General features: G+C 71.6%; 22 protein-coding genes. 14 read left to right on the top strand and 8 right to left on the bottom strand.

The genetic code is table 11. The annotated features are described in order from the left end of the window. The first annotated feature begins 5 nt into the window (after positions 1–5). The 11 genes from ACYVLT_RS02805 (at position 6) to aspA (ending at position 11,497) form a co-directional block, all read left to right on the top strand. On the top strand, positions 6–989 hold the full coding sequence (locus ACYVLT_RS02805) for a M14 family metallopeptidase (protein WP_461118469.1): 984 nt from the start codon (positions 6–8) through the stop codon (positions 987–989). Positions 990–1,041: 52 nt separating this feature from the next. Next, positions 1,042–2,133 carry an ABC transporter substrate-binding protein gene (locus ACYVLT_RS02800; RefSeq protein WP_461118468.1) on the top strand — a complete coding sequence of 364 codons (1,092 nt, stop codon included), beginning with the start codon at positions 1,042–1,044 and terminating at the stop codon, positions 2,131–2,133. Next, positions 2,126–3,268, top strand: coding sequence for an ABC transporter ATP-binding protein (locus ACYVLT_RS02795; RefSeq protein ID WP_461118467.1), 1,143 nt, complete (start codon positions 2,126–2,128; stop codon positions 3,266–3,268). The genes ACYVLT_RS02800 and ACYVLT_RS02795 overlap by 8 nt, the downstream gene beginning before the upstream one ends. Before the next feature lie 3 nt (positions 3,269–3,271). After that, positions 3,272–4,201 (top strand): ABC transporter permease, encoded by a 930-nt coding sequence (locus ACYVLT_RS02790; RefSeq protein WP_461118466.1) that lies wholly within the window; start codon positions 3,272–3,274, stop codon positions 4,199–4,201. Then, positions 4,198–5,055, top strand: coding sequence for an ABC transporter permease (locus tag ACYVLT_RS02785; protein ID WP_461118465.1), 858 nt, complete (start codon positions 4,198–4,200; stop codon positions 5,053–5,055). The genes ACYVLT_RS02790 and ACYVLT_RS02785 overlap by 4 nt, the downstream gene beginning before the upstream one ends. After that, positions 5,052–5,516: a hypothetical protein gene (locus ACYVLT_RS02780; protein ID WP_461118464.1), complete on the top strand. Its 465-nt coding sequence runs from the start codon at positions 5,052–5,054 to the stop codon at positions 5,514–5,516. The genes ACYVLT_RS02785 and ACYVLT_RS02780 overlap by 4 nt, the downstream gene beginning before the upstream one ends. 35 nt (positions 5,517–5,551) lie before the next feature. After that, positions 5,552–6,505: a succinylglutamate desuccinylase/aspartoacylase family protein gene (locus ACYVLT_RS02775; RefSeq protein ID WP_461118463.1), complete on the top strand. Its 954-nt coding sequence runs from the start codon at positions 5,552–5,554 to the stop codon at positions 6,503–6,505. After that, positions 6,502–8,004, top strand: a complete 1,503-nt coding sequence (locus ACYVLT_RS02770) for an aldehyde dehydrogenase family protein (protein WP_461118462.1) — start codon at positions 6,502–6,504, stop codon at positions 8,002–8,004. The genes ACYVLT_RS02775 and ACYVLT_RS02770 overlap by 4 nt, the downstream gene beginning before the upstream one ends. Positions 8,005–8,021: 17 nt before the next feature. Continuing rightward, a complete protein-coding gene (locus ACYVLT_RS02765) occupies positions 8,022–8,687 on the top strand; it encodes a haloacid dehalogenase type II (RefSeq protein ID WP_461118461.1) in 666 nt (221 codons plus the stop codon). Positions 8,688–8,704: 17 nt separating this feature from the next. Beyond that, entirely contained in the window at positions 8,705–9,988 is a 1,284-nt protein-coding gene (locus ACYVLT_RS02760; RefSeq protein ID WP_461118460.1) for an NAD(P)/FAD-dependent oxidoreductase, read from the top strand. A 102-nt stretch (positions 9,989–10,090) separates the two neighbouring features. Continuing rightward, positions 10,091–11,497 carry an aspartate ammonia-lyase gene (aspA, locus tag ACYVLT_RS02755; RefSeq protein WP_461118459.1) on the top strand — a complete coding sequence of 469 codons (1,407 nt, stop codon included), beginning with the start codon at positions 10,091–10,093 and terminating at the stop codon, positions 11,495–11,497. Positions 11,498–11,520: 23 nt separating this feature from the next. Here the strand turns inward: aspA and ACYVLT_RS02750 are convergent, their stop codons facing one another. Together ACYVLT_RS02750 and ACYVLT_RS02745 are read right to left on the bottom strand one after the other, a co-directional pair. After that, positions 11,521–11,781: a hypothetical protein gene (locus tag ACYVLT_RS02750; protein ID WP_461118458.1), complete on the bottom strand. Its 261-nt coding sequence runs from the start codon at positions 11,779–11,781 to the stop codon at positions 11,521–11,523. Continuing rightward, on the bottom strand, positions 11,778–12,590 hold the full coding sequence (locus ACYVLT_RS02745; protein WP_461118457.1) for a phytanoyl-CoA dioxygenase family protein: 813 nt from the start codon (positions 12,588–12,590) through the stop codon (positions 11,778–11,780). Before ACYVLT_RS02745 ends, ACYVLT_RS02750 begins: the two co-directional genes overlap by 4 nt. A gap of 70 nt (positions 12,591–12,660) precedes the next feature. Here ACYVLT_RS02745 and ACYVLT_RS02740 point away from each other — a divergent pair, with 70 nt between their 5' ends. Further along, positions 12,661–13,428 carry a helix-turn-helix transcriptional regulator gene (locus ACYVLT_RS02740; protein ID WP_461118456.1) on the top strand — a complete coding sequence of 256 codons (768 nt, stop codon included), beginning with the start codon at positions 12,661–12,663 and terminating at the stop codon, positions 13,426–13,428. A gap of 8 nt (positions 13,429–13,436) precedes the next feature. Here the strand turns inward: ACYVLT_RS02740 and ACYVLT_RS02735 are convergent, their stop codons facing one another. Together ACYVLT_RS02735 and ACYVLT_RS02730 are read right to left on the bottom strand one after the other, a co-directional pair. Beyond that, a complete protein-coding gene (locus ACYVLT_RS02735) occupies positions 13,437–16,331 on the bottom strand; it encodes a glycosyl hydrolase family 95 catalytic domain-containing protein (protein WP_461118455.1) in 2,895 nt (964 codons plus the stop codon). Positions 16,332–16,515: 184 nt separating this feature from the next. After that, positions 16,516–17,079 carry a DJ-1/PfpI family protein gene (locus ACYVLT_RS02730; protein WP_461118454.1) on the bottom strand — a complete coding sequence of 188 codons (564 nt, stop codon included), beginning with the start codon at positions 17,077–17,079 and terminating at the stop codon, positions 16,516–16,518. A gap of 365 nt (positions 17,080–17,444) precedes the next feature. Here ACYVLT_RS02730 and ACYVLT_RS02725 point away from each other — a divergent pair, with 365 nt between their 5' ends. Next, the gene (locus ACYVLT_RS02725) at positions 17,445–18,836 is read left to right on the top strand and encodes a hypothetical protein (RefSeq protein ID WP_461118453.1); all 1,392 of its coding nucleotides are present in this window, start codon (positions 17,445–17,447) and stop codon (positions 18,834–18,836) included. 8 nt (positions 18,837–18,844) lie between these two features. On the opposite strand, the gene ACYVLT_RS02720 is transcribed toward ACYVLT_RS02725, so the two are convergent. Next, a complete protein-coding gene (locus ACYVLT_RS02720) occupies positions 18,845–19,888 on the bottom strand; it encodes a glycosyltransferase family 4 protein (protein WP_461118452.1) in 1,044 nt (347 codons plus the stop codon). A gap of 134 nt (positions 19,889–20,022) precedes the next feature. On the opposite strand from ACYVLT_RS02720, the gene ACYVLT_RS02715 reads away from it, so the two are divergent. Then, on the top strand, positions 20,023–21,057 hold the full coding sequence (locus ACYVLT_RS02715) for an SAM-dependent methyltransferase (RefSeq protein ID WP_461118451.1): 1,035 nt from the start codon (positions 20,023–20,025) through the stop codon (positions 21,055–21,057). Positions 21,058–21,088: 31 nt separating this feature from the next. Here ACYVLT_RS02715 and ACYVLT_RS02710 read toward each other — a convergent pair whose 3' ends face one another. Genes ACYVLT_RS02710 through ACYVLT_RS02700 form a run of 3 tightly spaced genes read right to left on the bottom strand, consistent with a single transcriptional unit; the run spans position 21,089 to position 23,595 of the window. Further along, a complete protein-coding gene (locus ACYVLT_RS02710; RefSeq protein WP_461118450.1) occupies positions 21,089–21,790 on the bottom strand; it encodes an HAD family hydrolase in 702 nt (233 codons plus the stop codon). Beyond that, positions 21,784–22,473 carry a hypothetical protein gene (locus ACYVLT_RS02705; protein ID WP_461118449.1) on the bottom strand — a complete coding sequence of 230 codons (690 nt, stop codon included), beginning with the start codon at positions 22,471–22,473 and terminating at the stop codon, positions 21,784–21,786. The genes ACYVLT_RS02710 and ACYVLT_RS02705 overlap by 7 nt, the downstream gene beginning before the upstream one ends. A gap of 9 nt (positions 22,474–22,482) precedes the next feature. Continuing rightward, complete coding sequence (locus ACYVLT_RS02700; protein ID WP_461118448.1) at positions 22,483–23,595, bottom strand: radical SAM protein; 1,113 nt, start codon at positions 23,593–23,595, stop codon at positions 22,483–22,485. Between the last annotated feature and the right edge of the window lie 17 nt (positions 23,596–23,612).

The following is a 23,612-nucleotide window of genomic DNA, read 5'->3' as shown; positions in this document are numbered from 1 at the left end:
CAGCCATGACCGACACAGCGACCACGAGCAGCGGGGCGACCACCCTCACCGTCGGCGCGGTGGGCGCCGGACCGGGGACCAAGGTGCGCGACAACGTGCTGGCCGACCTCGGCACGCTCACCGTCGACATCCCGCTGGTCCTGGTCAACGGCAGCAGGCCGGGCCCGCGCGTGGTGATCACCGCCGGCGTCCACGGCGGCGAGTTCACCGGGATCGACGCGGCACACCGGCTCGCGAACCGACTCGACCCCGACCAGGTCCGCGGCCAGGTGCTCCTCTGCCTGGTCGCCAACCCTCCCGCCGTCTACCACGGACGGCTCGGCACGTCGCCGCTCGACGGGGTCAACATCAACCGCGTCTTCCCCGGCGACCCCGAGGGCGGTCCCACCGAGCGCCTGGCGGCCTGGCTGTTCGCCAACGTGGTCGACGGCGCCGACGCGTACGTCGACCTGCACTCCGGTCGCATCGACGAGTTCCTGCGGAACTTCGTCGGCTACCGCCTGACCGGCGACCCGGAACTCGACGCGAAGGCCGCCTCCATGGCGCGCGTCATCGGCTACGAAGACGTCATCGTCGGCCTGCACGCCGACGGCGGCAACAGTCACGCCGCAGCGGCTCGGCTCGGCATACCGGCCATCATCGTCGAGACCGGTCAGCTCGGCGAGCGCGATCCGCGGGCGGCCGAACGCCTGGTCGACGCACTGGCGAGGTTGCTCGACCTCCTCAACGGCGACGACGTCGAAACCCCGCCGGCCACCGAGTGGGTCTGGACCGGATTCGCGGTCTCGGAGGCCATGGGCCTGTGGTACCCGGCGATCACCGCCGGGGACGACGTGACCGAGGGTCAGGTCATCGGCCGCATCACCGACCCCGTCGACGGCGTGGACCACGAGGTCCGCGCGCCGGCCACCGGACGTGTCTTCTACGGCATGCACGGCCTGACCGTGGTGCCCGGCACCGACCTCGTCGCCGTCGCGGCGCCCCGCTGACCCGACAGCCCACACCTCTCCCGCCCGTCTCCCCGCCCCTCGGAGGCCCCTCGTGAAAGACGTAAGGATCGACCGCCGACTCTTCCTGCGCGGTCTCGGCGCCGCCGCCGCGACCTCGGCGCTGGCCGCGTGCGGCACCGGCACCAGCCGGTCGGCCGGCGGCAGCGGCGCCGGCTCCAAGACGCTCGTCGTCCGCAACAGCGGAGGCTCCTACGGCGACGCGAACCAGAAGGCGCTCTACGAGCCCTTCATGAAGGAGACCGGCATCGAGGTCAAGGTCGTCAACGCGAACTACGCGCAGATGCTGGCCCAGATCGAGCAGGGCCGCCCGCAGTTCGACCTGATCGACGGTTCCATGCCGGACTTCGTGAAGTTCACCAAGAAGGGCATGACCGAGCCGCTCGACTACGACCGGCTCAAGAACGCCAAGGACGTCGGCATCGCCCCGAACCTCCTGGCGCCCAACATGGTCGGCAAGAACTACTGGGCGAGCGTACTGGCCCACCGCACGGACGCGTTCGGCGGGAAGAAGCCCGGCTCCTGGACCGACTTCTGGGACGTCGACGCGCTCCCCGGCAACCGCGCGCTCCAGCACCCCGACGCGGACATGCCCGAGTTGGAGTTCGCGCTGCTCGCCGACGGCGTGCCGCTGGACAAGCTGTACCCGCTGGACGTCGACCGCGCGTTCCGGGTGCTGGACCGGGTCAAGGGCTCGATCAAGAAGTACTGGGACACCGGCGCGATGCCCGGTCTGCTGCTCGGCCGCAAGGAGGTCGACGCCACCAGCGTCTGGCACGGCAGGCTGGACGAGCTCATCAAGCAGGGACAACCCCTGGCCTACCAGTGGCACGGCGCCCGCAGGCAGAGCAACGCCTGGGCGGTCCCCAAGGGCGCGGGCAACGTGGACGCGGCCTACCAGCTCATCGACTTCTCGCTGCGGCCGGAGGTGCAGGCGGCCTTCGCCGAGATCTACCCGATGGGTCCCGTCGTGCCCGCCGCCTACGAGAAGCTGTCCGAGGCGACAGTGGCGAACCTGGCCAGCTCGCCCGCGAACCTGAAGACCGGGTTCGACATGGACGTGCAGTGGTGGGTGGACAACAGGGAAGCGGTCACCAAGCGCTGGCAGGAGTGGGCCCGTGTCTGAGCTCCACGTGATGTCGGAGCGGCAGGCGCCGTCCGTTCGCACGCCGGCGGGTACCGGCACCGGAAAAGCGCTGTCGGTGGCCGAGGTGCGCAAGACCTACGGCGCCATGGCCGCCGTCGACGGGGTCTCGATGGAGATCGGCGCCGGGGAGTTCGTGACCTTCCTCGGCTCGTCCGGCTCCGGCAAGACCACCACCCTGATGATGATCGCGGGCTTCGTGGAACCCGACTCCGGGTCGATCGTCGTCGGCGGCCGGGACGTCACCCGGTTGGCGCCGCAGAAGCGCGGGTTGGGGTTCGTCTTCCAGCAGTACCTGCTGTTCCCGCACATGACGGTGGGCGAGAACATCGCCTTCCCGTTGCAGCTGCGGGGTGTGCCGAAGGCGGAGATCCGCAGGCGCGTCGGCGAGACGCTGGAGATCGCCGGGCTGGCCGGGTTCGCCCGGCGCCGGCCGCGCGAGTTGTCCGGCGGCCAGCAGCAACGCGTGGCGCTGTGTCGCGCGCTGGTCTACCGGCCCCCGGTGATCCTCATGGACGAACCGCTCGGCGCGCTGGACAAGAAGCTGCGCGACCAGCTCCAGACCGAGATCAAGCGCATCCAGCAGGAGCTGGGCCTGACCGTCATCTACGTGACGCACGACCAGGAGGAGGCGCTGGTCCTCTCCGACCGGATCGCGGTGATGCGCGACGGTCGGATCGACCAGTTCGACACGCCGCGGGAGCTGTTCGAGCGACCGAGGACCCCGTTCGTGGCCGACTTCCTCGGTGCGGCCAACTTCCTCCCCGGACAGGTGGAGGACAGCACCGCGGAGCACGTGGTGGTGCGCCTGGACACCGGCGGCGTGCTGCGCGCCCGTGCGCAGGACGCCGCCGCCCGCACGCGGGTGCGTGCGGCGGTCCAGCCTGGACGGTTGGTCCCGGTCGCGCCGGAACAAGGCTTCTGCACCGGCATCGTCGAGTCCGTGACCTACGTGGGGACGCTCGTCCGCGTGACCGTGCTGCCGGAGGGCGGCACCGGCTCGACGGTCGTGCGCCTGGAGGTCCCGGCGGGCCGGGCGCCGTACGTGGGCGACCGCGTCGGCCTGTCCGCCGATCCAGGTGACGTCAGCGTGTTCGCGGCCGGGACGGAGGGCTGAGCGATGGCCGCACCCGTTCTCGCGCCGGCGCAACCCCCGGTCGCGACCGCACCCGGACACGGGCCCGGCGGACTGCGCCGCCGGCTGTCCGGCCGCCGGACCCGGTTCGGACTGCTCAACGCCACGCCCGTCGTCGTCTACCTGATGGTGCTGTTCATCTACCCGATCTTCAGCACCCTGCTGCTCAGCGTCCAGGACGAGGACGGCGGGTTCACGCTGCACTGGTACGCGGACGCCCTCCAGGGCACGAACCTGGACATCCTGCTGGCGACGCTGCGGATCTCCGCCGAGACGTCGCTGATCAGCCTGGTGATCGGGTTCCTGCTGGCGTACTGGGTGACGCGGCTGCGCCCGTTGTGGGCGGGGCTGGTGATGCTGATCGTCGTCGTGCCGCACTTCATCAGCGCCCTGGTCCGCACGTACGGCTGGATCATCCTGCTCGGCGACCACGGCCTGGTGAACGAAGGCCTGCTGGCGCTGGGCGTCCCCGGCGCACCGTTCCAACTGCTCTACAACGAGATCGGCGTCGTCATCGGCACGACCTCGGTGATGCTGCCGTACACCGTGCTGCTGCTGTACGCCGTGATGCGCGGCGTGGACCGCGGCCTGATGGCGGCGGCCGCGAGCCTGGGTGCCGGCCGGTTGGTCGTGTTCCGCCGGGTCTACCTGCCGCTGGTGGCGCCGGGCCTGGTCAACGCCGGTGTCCTGTGCTTCATCCTCTGCCTCGGCTACTACGTGACGCCCGTGCTGATGGGTGGTCCGCGGCAGACGATGGTCGCCGCCCTCATCGACGAGCAGGTGATGAAGAACAACCAGTGGCACGGCGCGTCCGCGCTCGGCGTGATCCTCCTGCTGCTCACTTTCACCGGCCTGCTGTTGCTGCGGCTGTTCAAGAAGGTGGGCGTGGCCCGCCGGAATCGAGGTGCGGCGTGATCGGCTTGCGTGACAGCGTGGCCGGGCGCATCGTCCTGGCCGTCCTCTCCCTGCTGGTGCTGCTGTTCCTGGCGTTGCCGATCGTGCTGATCGTCGTGACGTCGTTCGGTAGCGACGCGCTGGGCGCCTTCCCGCCCGAGTCGTGGACGCTGGGCTGGTACCAGCAGCTCTTCGCCGACGGCAGCAAGTGGCCTGCCGCGCTCTCGCTGAGCGCGACGGTCGCCGCGCTGACCACGGTGTTCTCCGTGGTGCTCGGGATGACGGCGGCGACCGCCCTGGTCCGCAGCGACCTCCCGCTGAGGTCCGCGGTCTACGGACTGGTGCTGGCGCCGCTGGTGATCCCGCAGGTGGTGATCGCGCTCGGCCTGTTCCTGCTCTTCGAGCCGGCCTCGATGCTGGGCAGCCCGATCGCGATCGCGCTCGGCCACACCGTGCTCGCCTCGCCGATCGCGGTGATGATCCTGATGGCGACGTTGAAGGGGATCGACGAGCGGTTGGAGGACGCGGCCGCCGGCATGGGTGCGGGTCGGCTCACCATCGCGCGGCGGATCACGTTCCCGATGGCCGCGCCCGGTGTCGTCGCCGCGGCGGTGTTCTCCTTCATCACCAGCTTCGACGAGTTCTTCATCTCCCAGTTCCTGTCCTCCGTGGACACCACCACGCTGCCCGTGCAGGTGTTCAACGTCCTGCAGTTCGACGTCGACCCGTCGGTCACCGCGGTCGCCGCGCTGCTCATCGCCGTCGCGGTGCTGGCGCTGGCCGTGGTCGGCGTGGTCCGCAGGATGGGTTCGGGCAAGCAGGGCGGTCTGCTGCCGGTGGAGCCGGGCATCGCACCGGGGGGTGAGTCCACGTGACCGCCGCGCTGTCCGCCACCGCGTCCCGGCACCTGCTGCCGCACACGACGTCCAACGGCTCGCCGGGCCGGGACGGTGTCTTCGTGGTGCGCGGCGGTGACGGCCCCTGCGGTTCGGCACCGCGCCGCGTGCGAGGCCTCGAAACCCACGTCGCCGACCGCAGGGGCGCGCTGAAGGGCCTGCCGATCGTCGCCGACATTCGCGGCGCCGGGTTCTTCCACGCGGTCGAGCCGGTCGGGGACCTGGCGGACGGCGGTTTCTCCGACGCGGCGCGGGCGACCCTCGTCGCCGACCTCATCCCGCCTCGACTCCGCGAGGCCGCGCTGCCGGCCAGGGTCCACGACCGGGCCGCGCCCCGGTTGCGGATCGCGCCACCGCCGATCAGCGACCGGCCGCTGCCGGACCGCATCACCGAGATCCTCGCCGACACGCTCGACGAAGCCGCCGCGGTGTTGGCCTGATGACGTCTCCACGCCACACCACGAAAGGAACGCACATGTACTCCATCGGTCCGCTGACCGTCGCCCCGGGCGAGCGCGCCCAGGGCATGATCCCGGTCGGCGCCAGCACCTACGGCGTGGACATGGGCATCCCCCTGATCGTCGTCAACGGCGCCCACCCCGGGCCGGTGCTGTGCGTGGACGCCGGCGTCCACGGCGACGAGTACGACGGGCAGCAGGCCGTCCGCCAGGTCCTGGCCGAGACCGATCCCGCCACCCTGCGCGGCACGCTCGTCGGCATCCCGTGCCTGAACACCCCGGCGTTCGAGGCGGCGGCCCGCACCAGCGGCCTCGACCACGCCAACCTCAACCGGATCTTCCCGGGCGACCCCGACGGCTCCTACTCCTTCCGCCTGGCCGCCGCGTTCGTGGCGCAGGTCGTCCCGGCCATCGACGCGCTGGTGGACCTGCACACCGGCGGCGCGTACGGCGAGATCGCCCCGCTGACCATCGTGCAGGGCGGCTACGAGGACCTGGCCACCGGCATCGGCCTGGCCGCCGGGCACGAACTGATCTGGAAGGGCGGCAAGTGGGGCGGCACGGTCCGCCACCCCGCCCTCGCCGCGGGCAAGGCCGCCATCACCATCGAGGTCGGCGGCGGCACCTACCGCGACCGGAACGTCGAGACGCACGTCGACTCCGTGCGCAACATCATGCGCCACCTGGGCATGATCGACGGCGCGGTGCGGCTGCGGGACAGCTACACCGTCGTGACCGGCACGTTCGCCCGCTCCGCCGCCGGTGGCTTCTTCCTCGCCCACGCCGAGCCGGGCGAGCAGTGCGAGGAAGGCGACCTCATCGGCCGGGTCGTGGACCACTACGGCGCCACGCTGGAGGAGGTCCGCGCCGACTGGGACGGCATCGTGCTGTGGGTGCGCCGCATCCGCACCGTGCGCCCCGGCGACGAGGTCGTGATCTTCGGCGCGGTCGAAGGTGAGATCACGCCATGAGCGACACCACCGGACTGCTGATCGACGGCAAGCGGGTGCCCGCCGCCGACGGGCGCACCTTCGCCGTGGTGGACCCGGCGCTGGGCACGCCGATCGCCGAGGTCTCCCTGGCCGGCCAGGCGGACGTGGACCAGGCGGTCGCCGCCGCTCGCGCCGCGTTCACCGCACCCGAGTGGGCGCGGATGCGTGCCGCGGACCGCGGTCGGCTGCTCTACCGGATCGCCGAGGCGATCCGGCGCGAGGGAGACCGGCTCGCGCGGCTGGAGAGCCTCGACGTCGGCAAGCCGCTGCGCCAGGCCGAGGCCGACGTCGAAGCGGCGGCGCGGTACTTCGAGTTCTACGCCGGTGTGGCCGACAAGCTCGGCGGCGCCACCATCCCGCTGGGGCCGGGGCTGCTCGACTACACCGTCCGCGAGCCGATCGGCGTGTCCGGGCAGATCATCCCGTTCAACTACCCGTTGCAGAACACGGCGCGGGGGAGCGCTCCCGCGCTGGCGGCGGGCTGCACCGTGGTGCTCAAGCCCTCGCCTGAAGCGCCGCTGACGCCGCTGGAGATCGGTCGGATCGCGTTGGAGTGCGGCCTGCCCCCCGGTGTGCTCAACGTCGTGCCGGGCGACGCCGAGACCGGCGCGGCACTGGCCGGGCACGCCGGCATCGACCAGGTGACGTTCACGGGCTCGGTGGCCACCGGGGTCGAGGTCGCCCGGGCGGCGGCGGCCAACGTGGTGCCGTCGGTGGTCGAGCTGGGCGGCAAGTCGCCGGTCGTCGTCTTCGCGGACGCCGATTTCGACCGGGCCGTCACCGCCGTCGCGGGCTCCGCGTTCGGCAACGCGGGGCAGACCTGCTCGGCGGGCACCCGGCTGTTGGTCCAGCGCGGCGCAGAGGAGTTCGTCGCCAAACTCGTCGCGCACACCGCCTCGTTGCGCCTCGGCCCGGGCTCGACCGATCCGGACGTCGGTCCGCTGGTGTCGGCCAGGCAGCGCGACCGGGTCGCCGGCTACCTCGACGTGGCACGGGAGGAGGGCGCGACGGTCCGTGCGGGTGGTGGCGCGCCCGCGGACCCGGCACTCGCCGACGGCTACTACATCGAGCCGACCGTCCTGACCGGGCTCACGAACCAGGCCCGCGTCGCCCGTGAGGAGATCTTCGGCCCGGTCGTCACGGTCATCGAGTTCACCGACGTCGACGAGGCGATCGCCATCGCCAACGACAGCCCGTACGGCCTCGCCTCCTACGTCTGGACCCGTGACGTCGACCGGGCGATGCGCATGGCCGAGGGCATCCGGGCCGGTCAGGTGTACGTCAACGCCACCGGCGTCGGCACGGGCGTGGAACTGCCGTTCGGCGGCTACAAGCACAGCGGCTGGGGCCGGGAGAAGGGCTTGGAGGCCCTGGCGAGCTACACCCAGACCAAGAACGTCTGCATCCGGTTCGGGGACACCGAAGCCGACCTGGCCGCACCAGATGAGATCGCGACCCCCGGTCACCGGGTGGTCTGAGCAGAGGATTGGACACCATGCGTCAGATCGTCACCTTCGACGCCTATGCGACCTTGATCAACTTCGAGCTCGCGCCCACCACCCTCAAGGTCCTCGAAGACCGGCTGGACCTGGACAACCTGGACGTCGACGAGTTCCTCGACGACTTCCGCGTCATGCGCTTCCAGGCGGTCCTGGAAGCCTACCGCCCGTACCACGAGGTCCTGCACTCCAGCCTGCGCAACGCCATGCGCCTGCACGGCCTGGAGTACCGCGAGTCCGACGGCGACGCCCTCGTCGAGGCCGTCCCCACCTTCGGCCCCCACCCGGAGGTCCCGGACGCCCTGCGCGCCCTGAAGTCCAAGTACGAGATCGCCATCATCTCCAACACCGACGACAACATGATCGCGCGCAACGTCGAGCACATCGGCGTCGAGTTCGACTACGTCATCACCGCCCAGCAGGCCGGTGCCTACAAGCCGGACCGGCAGGCCTTCGAGTACGCGTTCAAGACCATGGGTGTCGAGCCGTCGCAGGTCGTCCACACCGCCCAGGGCTGGGAGTACGACCACATCCCGACCCGCGACCTCGGTCTGCGGCGCCGGGTGTGGATCAACCGCTACGGCCGCCCCGGCAGTGCCGACTACCAGCCCTACGACGAGCTGCCCGACCTGTCGGGCCTGCCCGCGCTGCTCGGCTGCTGAAGGAGAGGGCCGCCGCCGTGAAACAGATCCCCTACTGGCTCGACACCGCACCGCCGCTACCCGACCGTTCGGGCAAGCCACTGCCCGAGAGCGCGGACGTGGTGGTCATCGGTGGCGGCCTCACCGGACTGTCCACCGCCTACCACACCGCCCGCAAGGGTGCCCGGGTCGTCCTCGTGGAGAAGGACAAGGTCGGCTCGGGAGCCTCCGGGCGCAACGGCAGCATGTGCACGCAGGGCATCACCATCACCCCTGCCGAGGCACGCAAGCGCTACGGCCAGGAGCGCGCACTTGAGCTGTACAACGCTTTCCGCGAGGCGGTCGATGTCGTGGAGGACCTCACGCGGACCGAGCGGATCGACTGCGACTTCACCCGCTCCGGGCGCCTCGGCCTGGTCTGCAAGCCCAGGCACTTCGAGGGCCTGCGGGCCAAGCAGCGCGACCTGGCCGAGAACTTCGGTCACGAGACGGTCGTGCTGAGCAAGAGCGAGCTGCGGGCCGAACTCGGCTCGGACTACTACCACGGCGCCCTGCTCGACCCGCTCAGCGCGGGCCTGCACGTGGGCAAGTTCGTCGGTGGCCTGGCGGACGCCGCCGAGCGTGCCGGCGCCGAGATCCACGAGCGCAACGCCGCCACCGGCCTCACCCGTCTGCCGGCCGGCGGCTTCCTGGTGGAGACCCTGCACGGCACCATCCGCGCCAAGCAGGTCATGGCGGCGACGGACGCCTACACCGACAGGTCGATGCCGTGGTTCCGGAAGCGGCTGATCAACGTCGGCAGCTTCATCGTCGTCACCGAGCTGCTGGGGGAGGCGCGCGCCAAGCAGCTCATCCCGAACGGCCGCCTGCTGGTCGCCCACAAGAACGTCGGCCACTACGTCCGCCTCACCCCGGACAACCGCCTCGCCTTCGGCGGCCGGGCCCGCTTCGCCCCCTCCAACCCGGCTTCCGACATCAAGAGCGGCGACATCCTCAAGCGGGAGATGACGGAGATCTTCCCGCAGCTGGCGGGGGTGCGGATCGACTACGTGTGGGGCGGCATGGTCGGCTTCTCCTGGGATCGCGTGCCGCACGCGGGCGAGGTCGACGGCCTGTACTACTCGATGGGCTACTGCGGGCACGGTGTCCAGATGGCCACCTACATGGGCCGTGCCATCGCGGAGGTGATGGACGGCAAGCCGGAGGCCAACCCGCTGCGCGGCCTCGGCTTCCCCAAGGTCCCCGTCCCCTTCTACAACGGAACCCCGTGGTTCCTGCCGTTCGGCGGCGCCTACTACAAGGCCAAGGACCGCCTGCGCTGACGCGTCGGTGACACGGGGCCTTCCGCGATCGGGCGCGGGAGGCCCCGCCGCGCCCACGCACACCCCCTGCGGAACCACGTCCGAAAGAAGGCCGGCACGCCCATGACCACCGCAGCCACCCGGAGAGAGCGCGACCTGCTCGGCGAGCGCGACGTCCCGGAGGACGCCTACTGGGGCGTCCATACCCTGCGCGCGACGGAGAACTTCCCGATCACCGGCACGCCGATCTCCGCCTACCCGCACCTGGTCGAGGCCATGGCCGCGGTCAAGGAGGCCGCCGCGCTCGCCAACGAGGAGCTCGGGCTCCTCGACTCGACGAAGGCCGCCGCCATCGTCGAGGCCTGCCGCGAGATCCGCGCCGGCAAGCTGCTCGACCAGTTCGTGGTCGACGTCATCCAGGGCGGCGCCGGCACCTCGACCAACATGAACGCCAACGAGGTCGTGGCCAACCGGGCGCTGGAACTGCTGGGCCACGAGAAGGGTCGGTACCGGCACCTGCACCCCAACGAGGACGTCAACCTCTGCCAGTCCACCAACGACGTCTACCCGACGGCGGTGAAGATCGCGACGGTCTTCGCCGTGCGTGCCCTGCTGGAGGCGATGGCGATCCTCCAGGACGCCTTCGCACGCAAGGCGGTCGAGTTCCGCGACGTGCTGAAGATGGGCCGCACCCAGCTCCAGGACGCGGTGCCGATGACGCTCGGGCAGGAGTTCTCGACCTACGCCGTCATGGTCGAGGAGGACCGCGCCCGGCTCACCGAGGCCGCCGGGCTGGTCCACGAGATCAACTTGGGCGCCACCGCGATCGGCACCGGTCTCAACGCGCCCGCCGGCTACGCCGAGGCGGCTCGCCGGCACCTCGCCGCGATCACCGGGCTGCCGCTGGTGACGGCCGCGAACCTGGTCGAGGCGACCCAGGACTGCGGCGCGTTCGTGCAGGTGTCCGGCGTGCTCAAGCGGATCGCCGTCAAGCTGTCGAAGACGTGCAACGACCTGCGCCTGCTGTCCTCCGGGCCACGCGCCGGGCTCGGCGAGATCACCCTGCCGCCCGTGCAGGCCGGGTCGTCGATCATGCCGGGCAAGGTCAACCCGGTGATCCCCGAGGTCGTCAACCAGGTCGCCTTCGAGGTGATCGGCAACGACGTCACCATCACCATGGCCGCCGAGGCGGGCCAGCTCCAGCTCAACGCCTTCGAGCCGATCATCCTGCACTCCCTGTCGAAGTCCGTCACGCACCTGCGGAGCGCGTGCGTGACGCTGGCCGAGCGCTGCGTGTCCGGTATCACCGCCAACACCGAGACGCTGCGCGCGACCGTCGAGAACTCCATCGGCCTGGTCACCGCGCTCAACCCGCACATCGGGTACACCGCCGCCACCGAGATCGCCAAGGAGGCCCTCGCCACCGGTCGCGGCGTGGCCGAACTCGTCCTGGAAAGGGGCCTGCTGCCCGCCGCGACCCTGGCCGCCCTGCTGCGGCCCGAGGTGGTGGCGCGCAGCGGTCGGGCGTAGGAGACGTGGTCGGCGGAAAGAGGTCACTCCAGCTTCTCGAAGAAGAACTCGTGCTTGAGGAACGAGGTGTCGTACTCGTGCCCCGGGTAGGGAGGGATCAGCTGGGAGGCCTGGAAGAGCCGCCAGCCGTCGCGCAGGGCGTCGACCCCGGTCACGTACGGCGGCTCGTCGCCGTCCCCGGTGGTGGGCCTGGTGCCGCCCGTGCCGTCGTAGGACGCCCAGCCGACGACCCGGTCGTCGAGGGACGACGAGGACAGGTAGAGCACCAGCACCCGCTGCTTCACGCGGTCCTCCCGGGACGGTTGTGCACCCTGGTGGCCCAGTGCTCGATGTCGAAGGTGTCGTCACCGGTCAGGGTCCGCCACAGCGCGATCCTGTTGTAGATCTCCAGGCGCCCGGTCGCGTACTCGTACCAGGGGAAGGTGGTCGACAGCTCGGCGGTCACGGCGGGGTCGTCCAGGTCGTCGGTGTCCCACAGCCGGACCTGGGGCACGGTCGGGTTGAACCGGATCTTGAACATGTACCGGCGCCGTGCGGAGTCGTTGCGCCTGCCCCCGTGCCAGATGCCGTGGTGCAGCAGCAGCACCGTGCCCGCCGGGCAGGTCAGCCGGACCTGCCCGAGCAGGTTCTGGTAGCGCCCGGTGTCGGATTCGTTGGTGAGGCGCAGGTGGCTGCCGGGCACCAGGAGCGTGCCGCCCATGTCCGCGGTGACCTCGTGCGGGTAGTACATGAGCTGGACGTCGAACGCGTCGCGCCGGGTGTCGATGATCGCGTCGCCGTGCAGGGGTTGGGCGCTGCCCTCGTTCGGCTCGCGCACGTGCACGGCGAGGTGGTCGACGGCGGGGTCGGGGCCGACCAGGCTGCGCAGCGCACCGGCGACGGGCGGCAGGTCGACCAGGCGGCGGGCGAACGAGCCGGCCGGGAACGCCACTTCCAGCGGGATCCCGTAGGGCACGCCTGGGACGCCGCGCTCCATGGCCTCGATCGCCACGGCGTTGAGGGCGTCCGGCACGACCGCGTCGAGGCGGAGGAACCCCTGTGCCGCGAAGCGCGCCATCAGCACCGAGGGCAGCAGGTGGCTGGTGGTTTTCATGCATCCGACCCTAGGTGCGCAACCGGGCGGTGTAATGGGTTGTGTTCACCATTAGTGGTAATTTTTCACCGTGGACCACGTGACCGTCCGGCTGGACGCGCCGCCGGTCGTCGCCAACCTGGGCGTGGCCGTGCACGGTGTGGCAAGCCGCCGTGACGAGTTCCTGCTGCCCGAGCTGTGGCAGCTGCACCTGTACGGCTACACCGCCGAGCTGACCGTCGCCGGCACGACGCACCCCATCCGACCGGGGCACGTGAGCCTGGTCCCGCCGGGGGTGCGGGTGGCCTACCGCTACCAGGGCCGGTCCGAGCACCTCTACGCGCACCTGCGCCTGCCGGGGAAGGGCGCGGCGCTGACCGTGCCGGTCATGCAGCACGCGGGCGTCGACACACCGCTGCTCTCCGGCCTGCTGCGGCACGCCATCGCGATCGCACCCACGGCCGGGGTGATGGCGGCCGCGGAGGTCTGGGCCGTGTTGTGGCGGGTGGCCGACCTGGCGGCGTCCGGGAAGCCCGGCGGGGCGGTGGCCGCGGCCGTCGCGCACGTCGAGGCGCACCTGGCCGGGCCGCTGACCGTGCCCGGCGTCGCCGCCGCGGCCGGGGTCTCGCACAACCACCTGACCAGGCTGTTCCGCGCCGAGACGGGGCACACCGTGGTGGCCTACATCCGACGGCGCCGGCTGGAGCGGGCGCGCCACCTCCTGCGCGAGTCGACGTTGCCCATACCGGCGGTCGCGGCGGCGGTGGGGTTCGGCGACCTCCAGGCGTTCAACAAGGCCTGCCGCCGCGAGCTGGGCGCCTCACCGCGTGCCGTGCGAGCGGGACCTCACGGGGACTGAGCGGACGGTCATTCCGCCGCCACGATCCGCCACTCCTGGTTGGCGCCGCTGGTCGCGGGCCACTGGACGACACGGGCGCCGTCGGCGGTCGAGCCGCCCTCCACGTCCGCGCACAGGCCGTTGCGCACGTTGACGACGCGGTGGTGGCCGCCGCCCGCGTCGACGAGGCGCCACCACTGGTTGTCGCCGCCGGTGTCCTGCCACTGGTCGAGCTGGACGCCCTGGCCCGACCCGCCCGGGCTGTTGAGCACGCGTCCGCTGTGCCGGGCGGCGAGGCGGAACGAGCCGTCGGCGTTGGGGAGGAACCGCCACTGCTGGTTGGTGCCGCCGGACGGGCTCCACTGGATGACCTTGGCGCCGTCGGCGGCGCTACCGCCGTTGACGTCCAGGGCCTTGCCGCTGGCCCGGTTGACCAGCCGGCACCACCCGGTCGGCAGGGACGCGGCCGGGAGGGACACGGTGACGTCCGTGCGCTGTCCGGCGGTCAGCGTGACCTTCCGGGCGTGGCCGCCCAGGGGCGACGCCGCCACGGGCGCCGAGGTGGTCACCGACGCCATCCCGGGCCGGCTGATCAGGGTGACCTCCTGGTTGACGTCGGAGGTGATCGACAGCACGGCCGTGCGGGCGGGCAGGTCCCAGTCGAGGCGGTGGACGCGGATCCGGCCGCGGGCCCGCACACCGGTGATCGTGCCCTTGGCCAGCTGCGCGGGCAGCGCCGGGAGGATCTCCAGCACCCCGGGCCGGGAGTAGACCAGCGCTTCGGCCAGCACGCCCGGGATCGCGTTGGCGGCGTCGGCGTTGTAGATGTCCAGGTTGGGGTTGTGCGAGGTCATCAGCGACCTGAAGACCATGTTGTTGCCGATGATCTTGCGCAGGTTCTGGTAGACCTTGCCGCCGTCCTTGAGCCGCGCGCCGGCCAGGGCCCGGTGCAGGCTGCCGTGGGCGGAGATGTTCTGGTCGCCGCGCAGTTCCAGCGCGCGCAGCGCCGGGCGGACGAGTTCGGGCTTCTCCTCGGGGTTGATCTCGTGCAGCGGCCACGCGCCGTAGAGGTGGTGCACGTGGCGGTGGTCGTACCGGTCGCTCAGGCTCGGCCAGGACCACTCGGCGAGCGCGTTGTCGCCGTTGATCCGGTAGGCGGGGATCTTGTTCAGCAGCGCCGTCCAGCGCGCGACGCCGAGGCCCGGGCCCTGTTCGACGCCGAGGGCGTTGGCCGCGGAGATCGCGGCCTGGAGGGCGTGCTTGCCCGCCATGACGTCGCCGGTCGCGTTGACCGACAGCAGGACGCCGGTGTTGCCGGGGCTGTTCTCCATCGAGAACGACGGCGCGAAGACGACCTTGCCGTTCGAGTCGGTCCGGGTCAGGAAGTCCTCGTAGAACAGCGCGAGCTCCATGAGCGCGGGACCGAGCTGGTCCCGCAGGAACGCCTGGTCGCCGGTGACCTCGTAGTACTCGATCAACGGGTAGAGCAGCCAGTCGGCGCCACCGGTCCAGGTGTGGCCCGGGAAGCCCGCGTCGAAGTGCAGCATGTGGCCGTACTCGCCGTCGGTGCGCGAGGGTGCGAGGAAGCCCCGGGCGCCGTAGAGGTTGCGCGCGTTGGTGCGCCAGTGGCCGAGTTGGCCGAGGACCAGGGCGAAGTAGCCCTGCATCGCCTCGGTGGTGTCCAGGATGTTGCCGCCCGCGACCTGGAGGTTGACGTTGGCGTCGGTGGTGAAGTCGTCGGCCCAGGCACCGGACCACGTGCCGGTCCAGATGCCGGTCAGCCGGGGCGGCAGGACGCCGCTGGAGCTGATGAAGAAGTACCGGCCCGAGTCGTAGAGGCGCTCCAGCAGGGCGATGTCGATGACGTTCTTGTCGGCGTTCTGGCGGGCGATCAGCTCGCCGGTGGACAGCCGCCGGTCGGCGGGGGACACGTTCAGGTCCAGGCGCGAGCGGTCGTACCACTCGGTGTGGATCGCGGTGTGCCGGGAGCGCAGCGCCGAGTAGTCGGTGCCCAGTGCCGCCAGCCGGCCGTGCAGCGGCAGGGAGTCCCAGGCGGTCGACGACTCGTACCGGTCGAGCTTGGTGAGCAGCAGCAGCCTGCTCGCCCCGGCCACGACGACGGTCGACCCGCTCGCGCCGACGGTGCCGCCGGTCGGGACGACCCGGGTGACGCCCTCGTAGCCGAAAGCCCCCTGTCCCGCCGGGTAGGTGCCGCGCAGGTTGAGGTAACCCGAGCCGCCGCTGATCGTGGCCAGGGTGCGGTAGCCGACGTTGCCGGGCACCCCGTCCAGCGCGGTGACGACGCTGAGCGTGACGTCGACGGTCCGGCCAGGAGCCGGGAGCAGCTCGTGCACGATCACGCGGTCGGCTCGCGAGGTGAACGCACGGCGGGTCCAGGTGCCGTTGCCGTCGGTCCAGGTCGAGGTGACCTCACCGGTGCGGAAGTCGGTGATGCGGGCGTAGTCGGCCACCGTCGTCATGCCGGCGGTGGCGATCCTGAGTTCGTAGGCCGGGTGGTAGGTCTGCGTCCAGCGCAGCGACCACCCGGCCGAGAAGTCCCGGTTCGCCCCGGCGTAGTCGCCGGCGATGGCCTTGTCGCGCACCGCCGGCAGCCGGCCGGCGATCACCGGCGGGGTGAGGGATCGGGTGCCGTTCGGCAGGACCAGCCGGTGGTAGTTGAAGATCACCTTCTCCAGCGCGGGCGCACCGTACAGCAGCGCGCCGTACTCGCCGTTCCCGGTGAGGAAGCCGTCGGTCCAGGACGTGGCTTGACCGGTGTCGTAGATGCCGCGCTCGGGCAGGGTGACCTGAGGGGGCACGGCGGCGGCGGCACGCCCGGCCGCCAGTGCGCCGGGGAGCACGGCGGCTCCGGTCGTCAACGCGGTGAGGGCGAGGAAGCGCCTCCGGTCCACTGGGCCGTCCATTGCGCGAACTCCTTCGTGCGGTGGGAGCAGGGGGTGCCCGTCGGTCGGGAGCACGGCGGCCGGGACCTCACCGGCACCGGCCTCACCGGACTCGGCGGGCTACCCCGACACGAGAGGACCCGGCTTCGACCCGCGTGCCCGCCGTGTCCGGGCTCGCGGATCGAAGCCGGGTCCTCACGTGTGCTCAGGCCCGGTCGCTCGACTTCTCCAGCACCTGCATGAACGCGCGGGACCACAGGGGCAGGTCGGGCCAGCCCCGGCAGGAGACCATCGCGCCGTCCACGACGTCGGGCTCGTCGACGAACGTGGCGCCGGCCAGCTCGATGTCGAACTTGAGGGGCGGGTACGCGGCCGTGGTGCGACCGTGCAGGAGCCCCAGCGCGGCCGGTACCTGCGGGCCGTGGCAGATCGTGCCGACCGGGAGCTCGCGGTCGAAGAAGTGCCCGACGATCCGGGCCACGTCCGGGTCCGTCCGGATGTACTCCGGCGCCCGGCCGCCGGGGATCACCAGCGCGTCGTAGTCTCCGGGGTCCACGTCGCCGAACGCGAGGTCCACCGGCAGCAGGTGGCCCGGCTTCTCGGTGTAGGCGTCCCAGCCGGGCTCGAAGTCGTGGACCACGAGCTTCACCGCGCGCGTTGTCGGAGCGGTCACGATCGCTTCGTGACCACCCTCGCGCAGGCGGAAGACCGGGTACATCGAGTCGAGTTCCTCGGCGGCGTCGGCGGTCAGGATCAGCACTCGCGCCATTGGCCACTCCACATCGGACAGTCGTCGGAATTCACGGGATCCCGACTCAGCGTGGCACGGAGTCGTTCGCGTTTACAAGGAGCAATGACCGATCGGCCGAATTGTCCGGGCCGAGCCCGCGCGGACCGACGAAACAATTTCGGGCCGGGGACGACGGCTAAATATGTCGTCCATTTTTTAGCGACCGGCGAGCCTTCACGACCGAAGTGGGTGGCGGGCCGGACTCGCGGGCGGCGGCCGCCGCCGTGATCGCCGGTCGTGGTCGGATCGTGAGCTCCGGTCCCACAAAGGGCGGAGGCCGGGCGGGGTGAGCGGGCTACGGTGCCCCCGGAGCGGGGACGAGGCGCGGCACGAGGGGGACTTCGGTGGATCCGAACGGCGAGAGATTATCGGTGCACGGCACGGGTGGCGGCGAGCCCGGAGCACGGCGCGAGCTGACCTTCGAGGAGATGCTGGCGCAGATGGACGGCCCGGACCCCGTCGACGGCGCGCCGCACCAGGGCCAACCGACCCACGCACTGCCCACGCTGGCCGACGAGGACGACATCACCGTCGACGCGGGCCTGGGCGGGCTCGACCTGGACGACATGCTCGCCGACATGGCCACGGCGTCGACGGGGGAGGCGCGGGCGGCGGTCCGGAAGCAGGCGAAGCGGCTGGTCGGGTCCATCACGGCGGACGTGGTGGTGGACCGGGGCTCCTCGCCGTCGGGCGACAACCCGCTGCCGGTCGTCGTGCACAACACGCTGGACGGCGCCCTGTTCGCCGCGTTCGACCCCGACGCCCTGGTGATGACGATCAACGACACCACCGAGGCCGGCATCATCCAGCTCATCATCGCGGGCGGTGGGTACGGGATGACGGCGGCGACCCTGGAGGAGCCGGTCGCGCGCATCAAGACCCGCTACCTGGCGCTCTCCGACGGCCACGCGACCGTCGACCCGGCGGAGCCGCACGTCGTGATCCTCTCGACGATGCTGGCCGCCAAGTCGAAGCTGGTGTCGCTGTGCGACCGGGTGGCCGTGCCGGACCTCGACCTCCCGCTGCCCCAGGCGGCCGCGTTCGTCCACTTCCTGGAGGTCTACCCCGCGTTCTGGGACAACCTCGTGCGCAAGGGGTGCACCATCGTGTTCAACTCCTCCCGCGCGAACAGCCGGGGTGGCGGGCTGTTCGAACCGTCGGAGAACACGATCTACATGTCCCTGCTGGGTGTCACGCCGCCCGGCGCGTTCGTCCGGCTGCTGGTGCACGAGACGGGCCACGCCCTGTTCGAGTCCACCCTCCTGGACGACCACCCCATGCCGCCCCTGCTGACCGCCGGCAAGGCGGGCGGCCTGCCGGCCGAGTACGACCCCCTGCCGAGCGGTGTGCACGAGGACAAGGACCTCACGCAGGCGGGTCACGAGATCCAGCAGTTGCAGGACTACTGGGACCGCATGTCGGTCCACGCCAAGACCTTCTACCACGCCTGGCTGATCCTGCGCGAACACCGGCACCACCTGCTCGGGCTGGACCTGTGGCGCGACCCCAAGCGCAACCGCCTCTCACCCGAACAACGCCGGTCCTACCAGGCGGGCAAGTTCGACGAGTTCTGCGCCGAGGTGTTCATGCAGTACGCCATGGGCGACCTCCGCCCCTTCCTGGTCACCCTCCTGGCCGCTCCCGAGGTCGAGGACCTCGTGAAACTGGCATGGCGCAACGCCTGGCAGGTCCTCGAAACCATCGCCGCACCCCTGCTCGGCCCTCGCCACGGCTGAGCACGGGTTCACCCGCCCAGCACCGCGCGGTACACGTCCTGGTAGGCCCGAGCCATCCGCTCCGCCCCGAACCGCTCCTCCGCGTCACGGCGGCAGTCGCGGGGGTCGACGTCGGCCAGCGCGGCGATCGCCGACGGGAGGTCCGCGGCGTCGTCCACCGCGTAGCCGTTGTAGCCGTCCACCACGAGCTCCGCCGCCGACCCGCGGCGCAGGGCCACCACGGGCGTGCCGCACGCCAGGGCCTCCGGGATGACCATGCAGAACGGCTCGGGCCACTGGAACGGGCACAGCACACCCGACGCCCCGCCGAGCAGCGCCGTCTTCCGCGCGAAGTCGGCGGGGCCGAACCACTCCGCACCCGGACCGAGCCTCGGCCGGACCTCCTGCTCGTAGTACGCCCGTTCCCGCGGCTCGGCGCACCGCCCGGCGACCACGATCCGACGCCCGGCGGCGCGCGCCGCGTCCATCGCCACGTGCACGCCCTTCTCCGGCGTGATCCGACCGAGGTACAGCAGGTAGTCGTCCTTTCGCGGGACGTGGCGGAAAGCGTTCGTGTCGACCGCGTTGAACACCCGGCCGGCCCAATTCAGGTCCTTCGCGCACTCGATCTGGTAATCCGTGAGCGCGACCAGCGAGACCGCGCCGCCGATGCGCCGGAGGTATTCGCCGAAGCGCGCGTGGACCGGGTTGTGGACGGTGTGGACGGTCGGTGCCGGGCGGGCGGTCGCGGCGAGCAGACCGGCGATGGTGTGCTCGTGGACGAGGTCGAGCCCGGCGTCGGCGACCGCCGCGGAGACCAGCGCGGTGTACAGCAGCGCCGGGAACTCGCCGTCCTGGCCGGGGACCGCCACCTCATCGAAGACCGGAACCGCGTGCTGCGCCTTCGTGCCGTGCGGCCCGGCCGTGAACAGGGTGACCTCGTGACCGAGGTCCACCAGGCCGTCGACCAGGGTGGCGACCACGCTCTCGATGCCGCCGTAGCCGTCCGGCGGAATCGGGAGCCACGGTGGCGCCACCATCCCGATCCGCAACGGCCGTCCGCTTTCCCGCACCCGGGACTCCTCCGCTAAGTGAACGCGCGGTCCGGTGGAGCGTGAATCCGCCTTACCGGACCGAGTGGTAAGATTTACCGGCGCTCGCACGCCAACCCCTCTCGAACAGTTCCCTCTTCACGATTGGCCACAAGATGACTTCACCCGAAGGCGTTCTCTTCGCCACTGCGGAGGACAGCTACCGCGCCGCCTCCCTGGAATTGAAGAACGCTTTCGGCCGGCAGACCGACATCAAGCGGGTCGGCCCGGACGAGGGAATGGTCGTCGGCCTCACCGCCGCGCAGGTCGCCGAGGCCTGCCGCAGCGCCGAGATCGTCTTCATCAAGCACCTGACGAACCAGGTCGCCCACGTCACGGGCGCCGACCAGGCCGATCCGGCGGCGATCAGCCGGGTGGCGCGCGAGGTCGTGTCGGGGCTCGACCTCGGTGACGGGCGCGGGCTCGCGGTGCAGGCGTGGGCCAGCGGCTCGCCGCGGATGGGCTACACGTCGGGGGAGCTGTTCACCGCCATCGCCGAGTCGGTGGGCGAGGACGGCGTCCGGGTCGGTCGCGCCGGTGAGCCCGTCGTGCTGTCCTGCTGCATCACGCCCGAGGGCGTGCGCCTGGGCGTCAACACCGCCGCGGACAGCCTCACCGACTGGCCGGGCGGGCGCGTGCGGCTGGCGCGGGACCCGGCGCAGGTCTCCCGGGCCGAGTTCAAGCTCGAAGAGCTGTTCCAGGTGTTCCCCTCGGACCTGCCGACCGGCGGCCGCGCCGTCGACCTGGGCGCGTCGCCCGGCGGCTGGACCCGGATCCTGCGGACCAAGGGCTTCGACGTGTGGGCGGTCGACCCGGGCGACCTCGCGCCGCAGCTGACGGGCGACCGCCGGGTGCACCACGAGCGCACGACCGCGGGCGAGTTCTTCCGCCGCTCGAACCGGGCGTTCGACGTGGTCGTCAACGACATGCGGATGGACCCGGAGCTGAGCTGCGAGGTGATGCTCGACGCGGCGTCGCACCTGCGACCCGGCGCGGTCGCGATCCTCACCCTCAAGACGGGGACGTACCGCCCGGTGGAGGTCGTGGACCGCTGCCGGCGGCTGCTGCGCAAGCGCTACGACATCACCTTCGCCCGTCAGCTGCACCACAACCGCCACGAGCTGACGGTGGTGGCCACCCGCCGGGCCTGACCCCGACCCGGCACCGACCTCGACACGGCGCTCACCTCCCGGTCGGGGCGGACGCGCCCGGTCCGGTCAGCGCGACGAGCGCCGCCAGGGACACGCCCTCCACCGTCGTCACGATCGCGTCGGCCTCGGCGAAGTCGAGCGACGCCGTGACCGGACCGGGCACGGCCAGGCAGCGCAGCCCCGCCGCCATCGCCGCCCGCACGCCCAGGGGCGCGTCCTCGACGGCGACCGCGCGCCGGGGATCGACGCCCAGCCGGGCGACCGCGGCGAGGTAGGCCTCCGGCGCCGGTTTCCGCTCCCGCACGTCCTCGCGGCACACCACGACGTCGAACTCCGACGCGAGGTCGAGCCGAACGAGGTGGCGGCCGACCCAGTCCCGGCCGGAACTGCTGACCACGCCGGTGGGCACGCCGTGCCGCCGCGCGTCGGCGATCAGCTCCCGCACACCCGGCCTGGTGTCCAGCAGGCTCGCCATGCGCAGGTTGGTCGACCTGATCAGCTCGGTCACGGCCCGGGCCTCCCCGGCGCGTCCCGCCAGCGCGGCCGCGACCCGGTCCTCCAGAGGAGATGGAGGGGAGTGGAAACCGGCGCGCAGGTACTCCGTGCGCCCGAACGGCACGCCCAGCGCCCGGAACACCTCCTGCCAGCTCGTCAGCAGCGTGGTCTCGGTGTCCACCAGCACGCCGTCGAAGTCGAACAGCACGGCGTCGCACGGCCGGCCGCCGGTCACCACGACGGCCCCGCCCAGTGACCGCCCGAGACCAGCTCGTCCCGCAGTCGCCGCCACGGCTCCAGGTCGGGTCCGAGGAACGGGCGCAGCAGCTCCTGCTGGTCCAGGAACGGCTTGCCGCGCAACGACCCGTGCAGCAGGTCCGCCAGGAAGATCACCGTCACGTCCACCACCGGTTCGCCCGCGAGCAGCACCTGCACCGACACGTCCACAGTGGACAGGCTCCGCACGCCGGCGGCGGTGCCGACGACGACCCGGACCTCGGGATGTCCGCCGCACCCGTCCACCACCGCGCGGATCGTCAGACCTGACATCAGCACGTCGTCGAGCACGCAGATCCGTCCGCCCAGGCCGGACACGTCGTCGGTCAGGCGGACCGATCCGGTGCGCCCGTCGTCGTCGTGCACGCGGGTCGTGCGCACGTGGACCACGGGCTTGGCCTCCGCGCGCGCCGGATCGCGTGCCCACAACCGCACCGGCCGGGTGCCGACCAGGACGTAGCAGTCCGCGTCCACGGCCGCCGTCCGCGCCCACAGCCGCTCGAACTCGGCGAAGCCGATCCACGTGAGGACCGCCGGGACCGCCCCGGCCTGGCGTCGCACGACCCGGCGCACGTGCGCGTCGAGGCGCTGCTCGTCCGCGCACGTGCCCATGAGGGGCAGGTCGTTGATGAGGTACAGGTCCACCGGTTGCGCCTACCGCGTGCCCGTCACCGGCTCGATGCCGAGCCGGTAGCGCTCCAGCGCGGGTTCGAACACGTCCTCGAAGTCCACGTTGCGGTGCTGGTAGCAGCGGAAGCAGCCGTGGAAGGCGCGTTGGTCGGCGCGGTGCGGGTCCGCGTGCCAGCGGCGCAGCTCCTGCCAGCGCGGACCGTTCCAGATCTCCTCCAGGCTCGTCCGCCCGGCGTGGCCCTGGCTGTAGTGCTGCATGATCGGACCCACCAGGTGGTCGCAGTAGCCGACGCTGCCGTCGTAGCCCACGGTGAGGTACGACCACGGGTGGATGCACGTCGAGCTGTTCTTCAACGCGGGCACGCAGTGGCCGAGGGACGTGCCGGCGAACAGGTCGACCCCCAGCTCGGCGGCCACCTCGCGCGCCTCGTCGACGGCGCGGTCCACCTCGACCTCCCGGCCGTGCAGACCGGTCGGATCACCCTCGGCGACGGTCACCGCGTTCAGCACGATCTGCGGGACGCCCACCTCGGCGGCGTAGCGGACGAGCCCGGCCAGCTCGGGCACCGTGACCGGCTGGACGGTGGCGACGATGCGCAGCGAGTCGGCCGGTCGGCCGTTGCGGGCGAACCCGTCGACCAGCCGGCGCAGGTTCTCGGTGATCAGGGGCAGCTTCGCGCCCTTGCGGGCCTCGGCGAGCGGACCCTGTTGCGCCGCGTCCAGCGAGACGTCGACCATCGCACCGACCTCGGTGAGCAGGTCCAGGGTCGCGGGCTTGCGGAACGACAGGTTCGTGACGACCCGGCACCGGGCGCCGTGGGCCGCGACCTCCCGGACGATGTCGTCGACGTCGGACACGAGCAGGCTCTCGCCCCAGCCCCGGATGTCGACCATCTCCGCGGTCGGGAACAGCTCCGCAGCGATGTGCGCCAGGACGTCGCGGTCCATCTCGCGTTCGCGGTAGCCGATCGCGCGGTCCCGGCACATCGGGCACTGGAGGTTGCACCCCTGGGTGAGCTCGACCAGCACGTAGCGCGGCTTGCTGCGCAGCACCAGGGCGCCGGCGCGGCTCTCCTGGAGGTTGAGCGCGGCGTTGCGGGCTCTGCGGGTGTCCGGTGAAGCGGTGTCCGTGAGCACGTGGAGCTCCTTCCGGC

The sequence above is a fragment of the Saccharothrix stipae genome (assembly GCF_054781895.1).
Note: the sequence above shows the minus strand (reverse complement) of the source record. Positions and strands in the feature narration are given on the sequence as shown.

What these genes read in the sequence shown, in the direction of transcription:
- ACYVLT_RS02805 (WP_461118469.1), top strand. Translation starts at nt 6, where the DNA reads ATGACCGACACAGCGACCACGAGCAGCGGGGCGACCACCCTCACCGTC.
- ACYVLT_RS02790 (WP_461118466.1), top strand. Translation starts at nt 3,272, where the DNA reads ATGGCCGCACCCGTTCTCGCGCCGGCGCAACCCCCGGTCGCGACCGCA.
- ACYVLT_RS02775 (WP_461118463.1), top strand. Translation starts at nt 5,552, where the DNA reads ATGTACTCCATCGGTCCGCTGACCGTCGCCCCGGGCGAGCGCGCCCAG.
- ACYVLT_RS02770 (WP_461118462.1), top strand. Translation starts at nt 6,502, where the DNA reads ATGAGCGACACCACCGGACTGCTGATCGACGGCAAGCGGGTGCCCGCC.
- ACYVLT_RS02765 (WP_461118461.1), top strand. Translation starts at nt 8,022, where the DNA reads ATGCGTCAGATCGTCACCTTCGACGCCTATGCGACCTTGATCAACTTC.
- aspA (WP_461118459.1), top strand. Translation starts at nt 10,091, where the DNA reads ATGACCACCGCAGCCACCCGGAGAGAGCGCGACCTGCTCGGCGAGCGC.
- ACYVLT_RS02745 (WP_461118457.1), bottom strand. Translation starts at nt 12,590, where the DNA reads ATGAAAACCACCAGCCACCTGCTGCCCTCGGTGCTGATGGCGCGCTTC.
- ACYVLT_RS02735 (WP_461118455.1), bottom strand. Translation starts at nt 16,331, where the DNA reads ATGGACGGCCCAGTGGACCGGAGGCGCTTCCTCGCCCTCACCGCGTTG.
- ACYVLT_RS02730 (WP_461118454.1), bottom strand. Translation starts at nt 17,079, where the DNA reads ATGGCGCGAGTGCTGATCCTGACCGCCGACGCCGCCGAGGAACTCGAC.
- ACYVLT_RS02715 (WP_461118451.1), top strand. Translation starts at nt 20,023, where the DNA reads ATGACTTCACCCGAAGGCGTTCTCTTCGCCACTGCGGAGGACAGCTAC.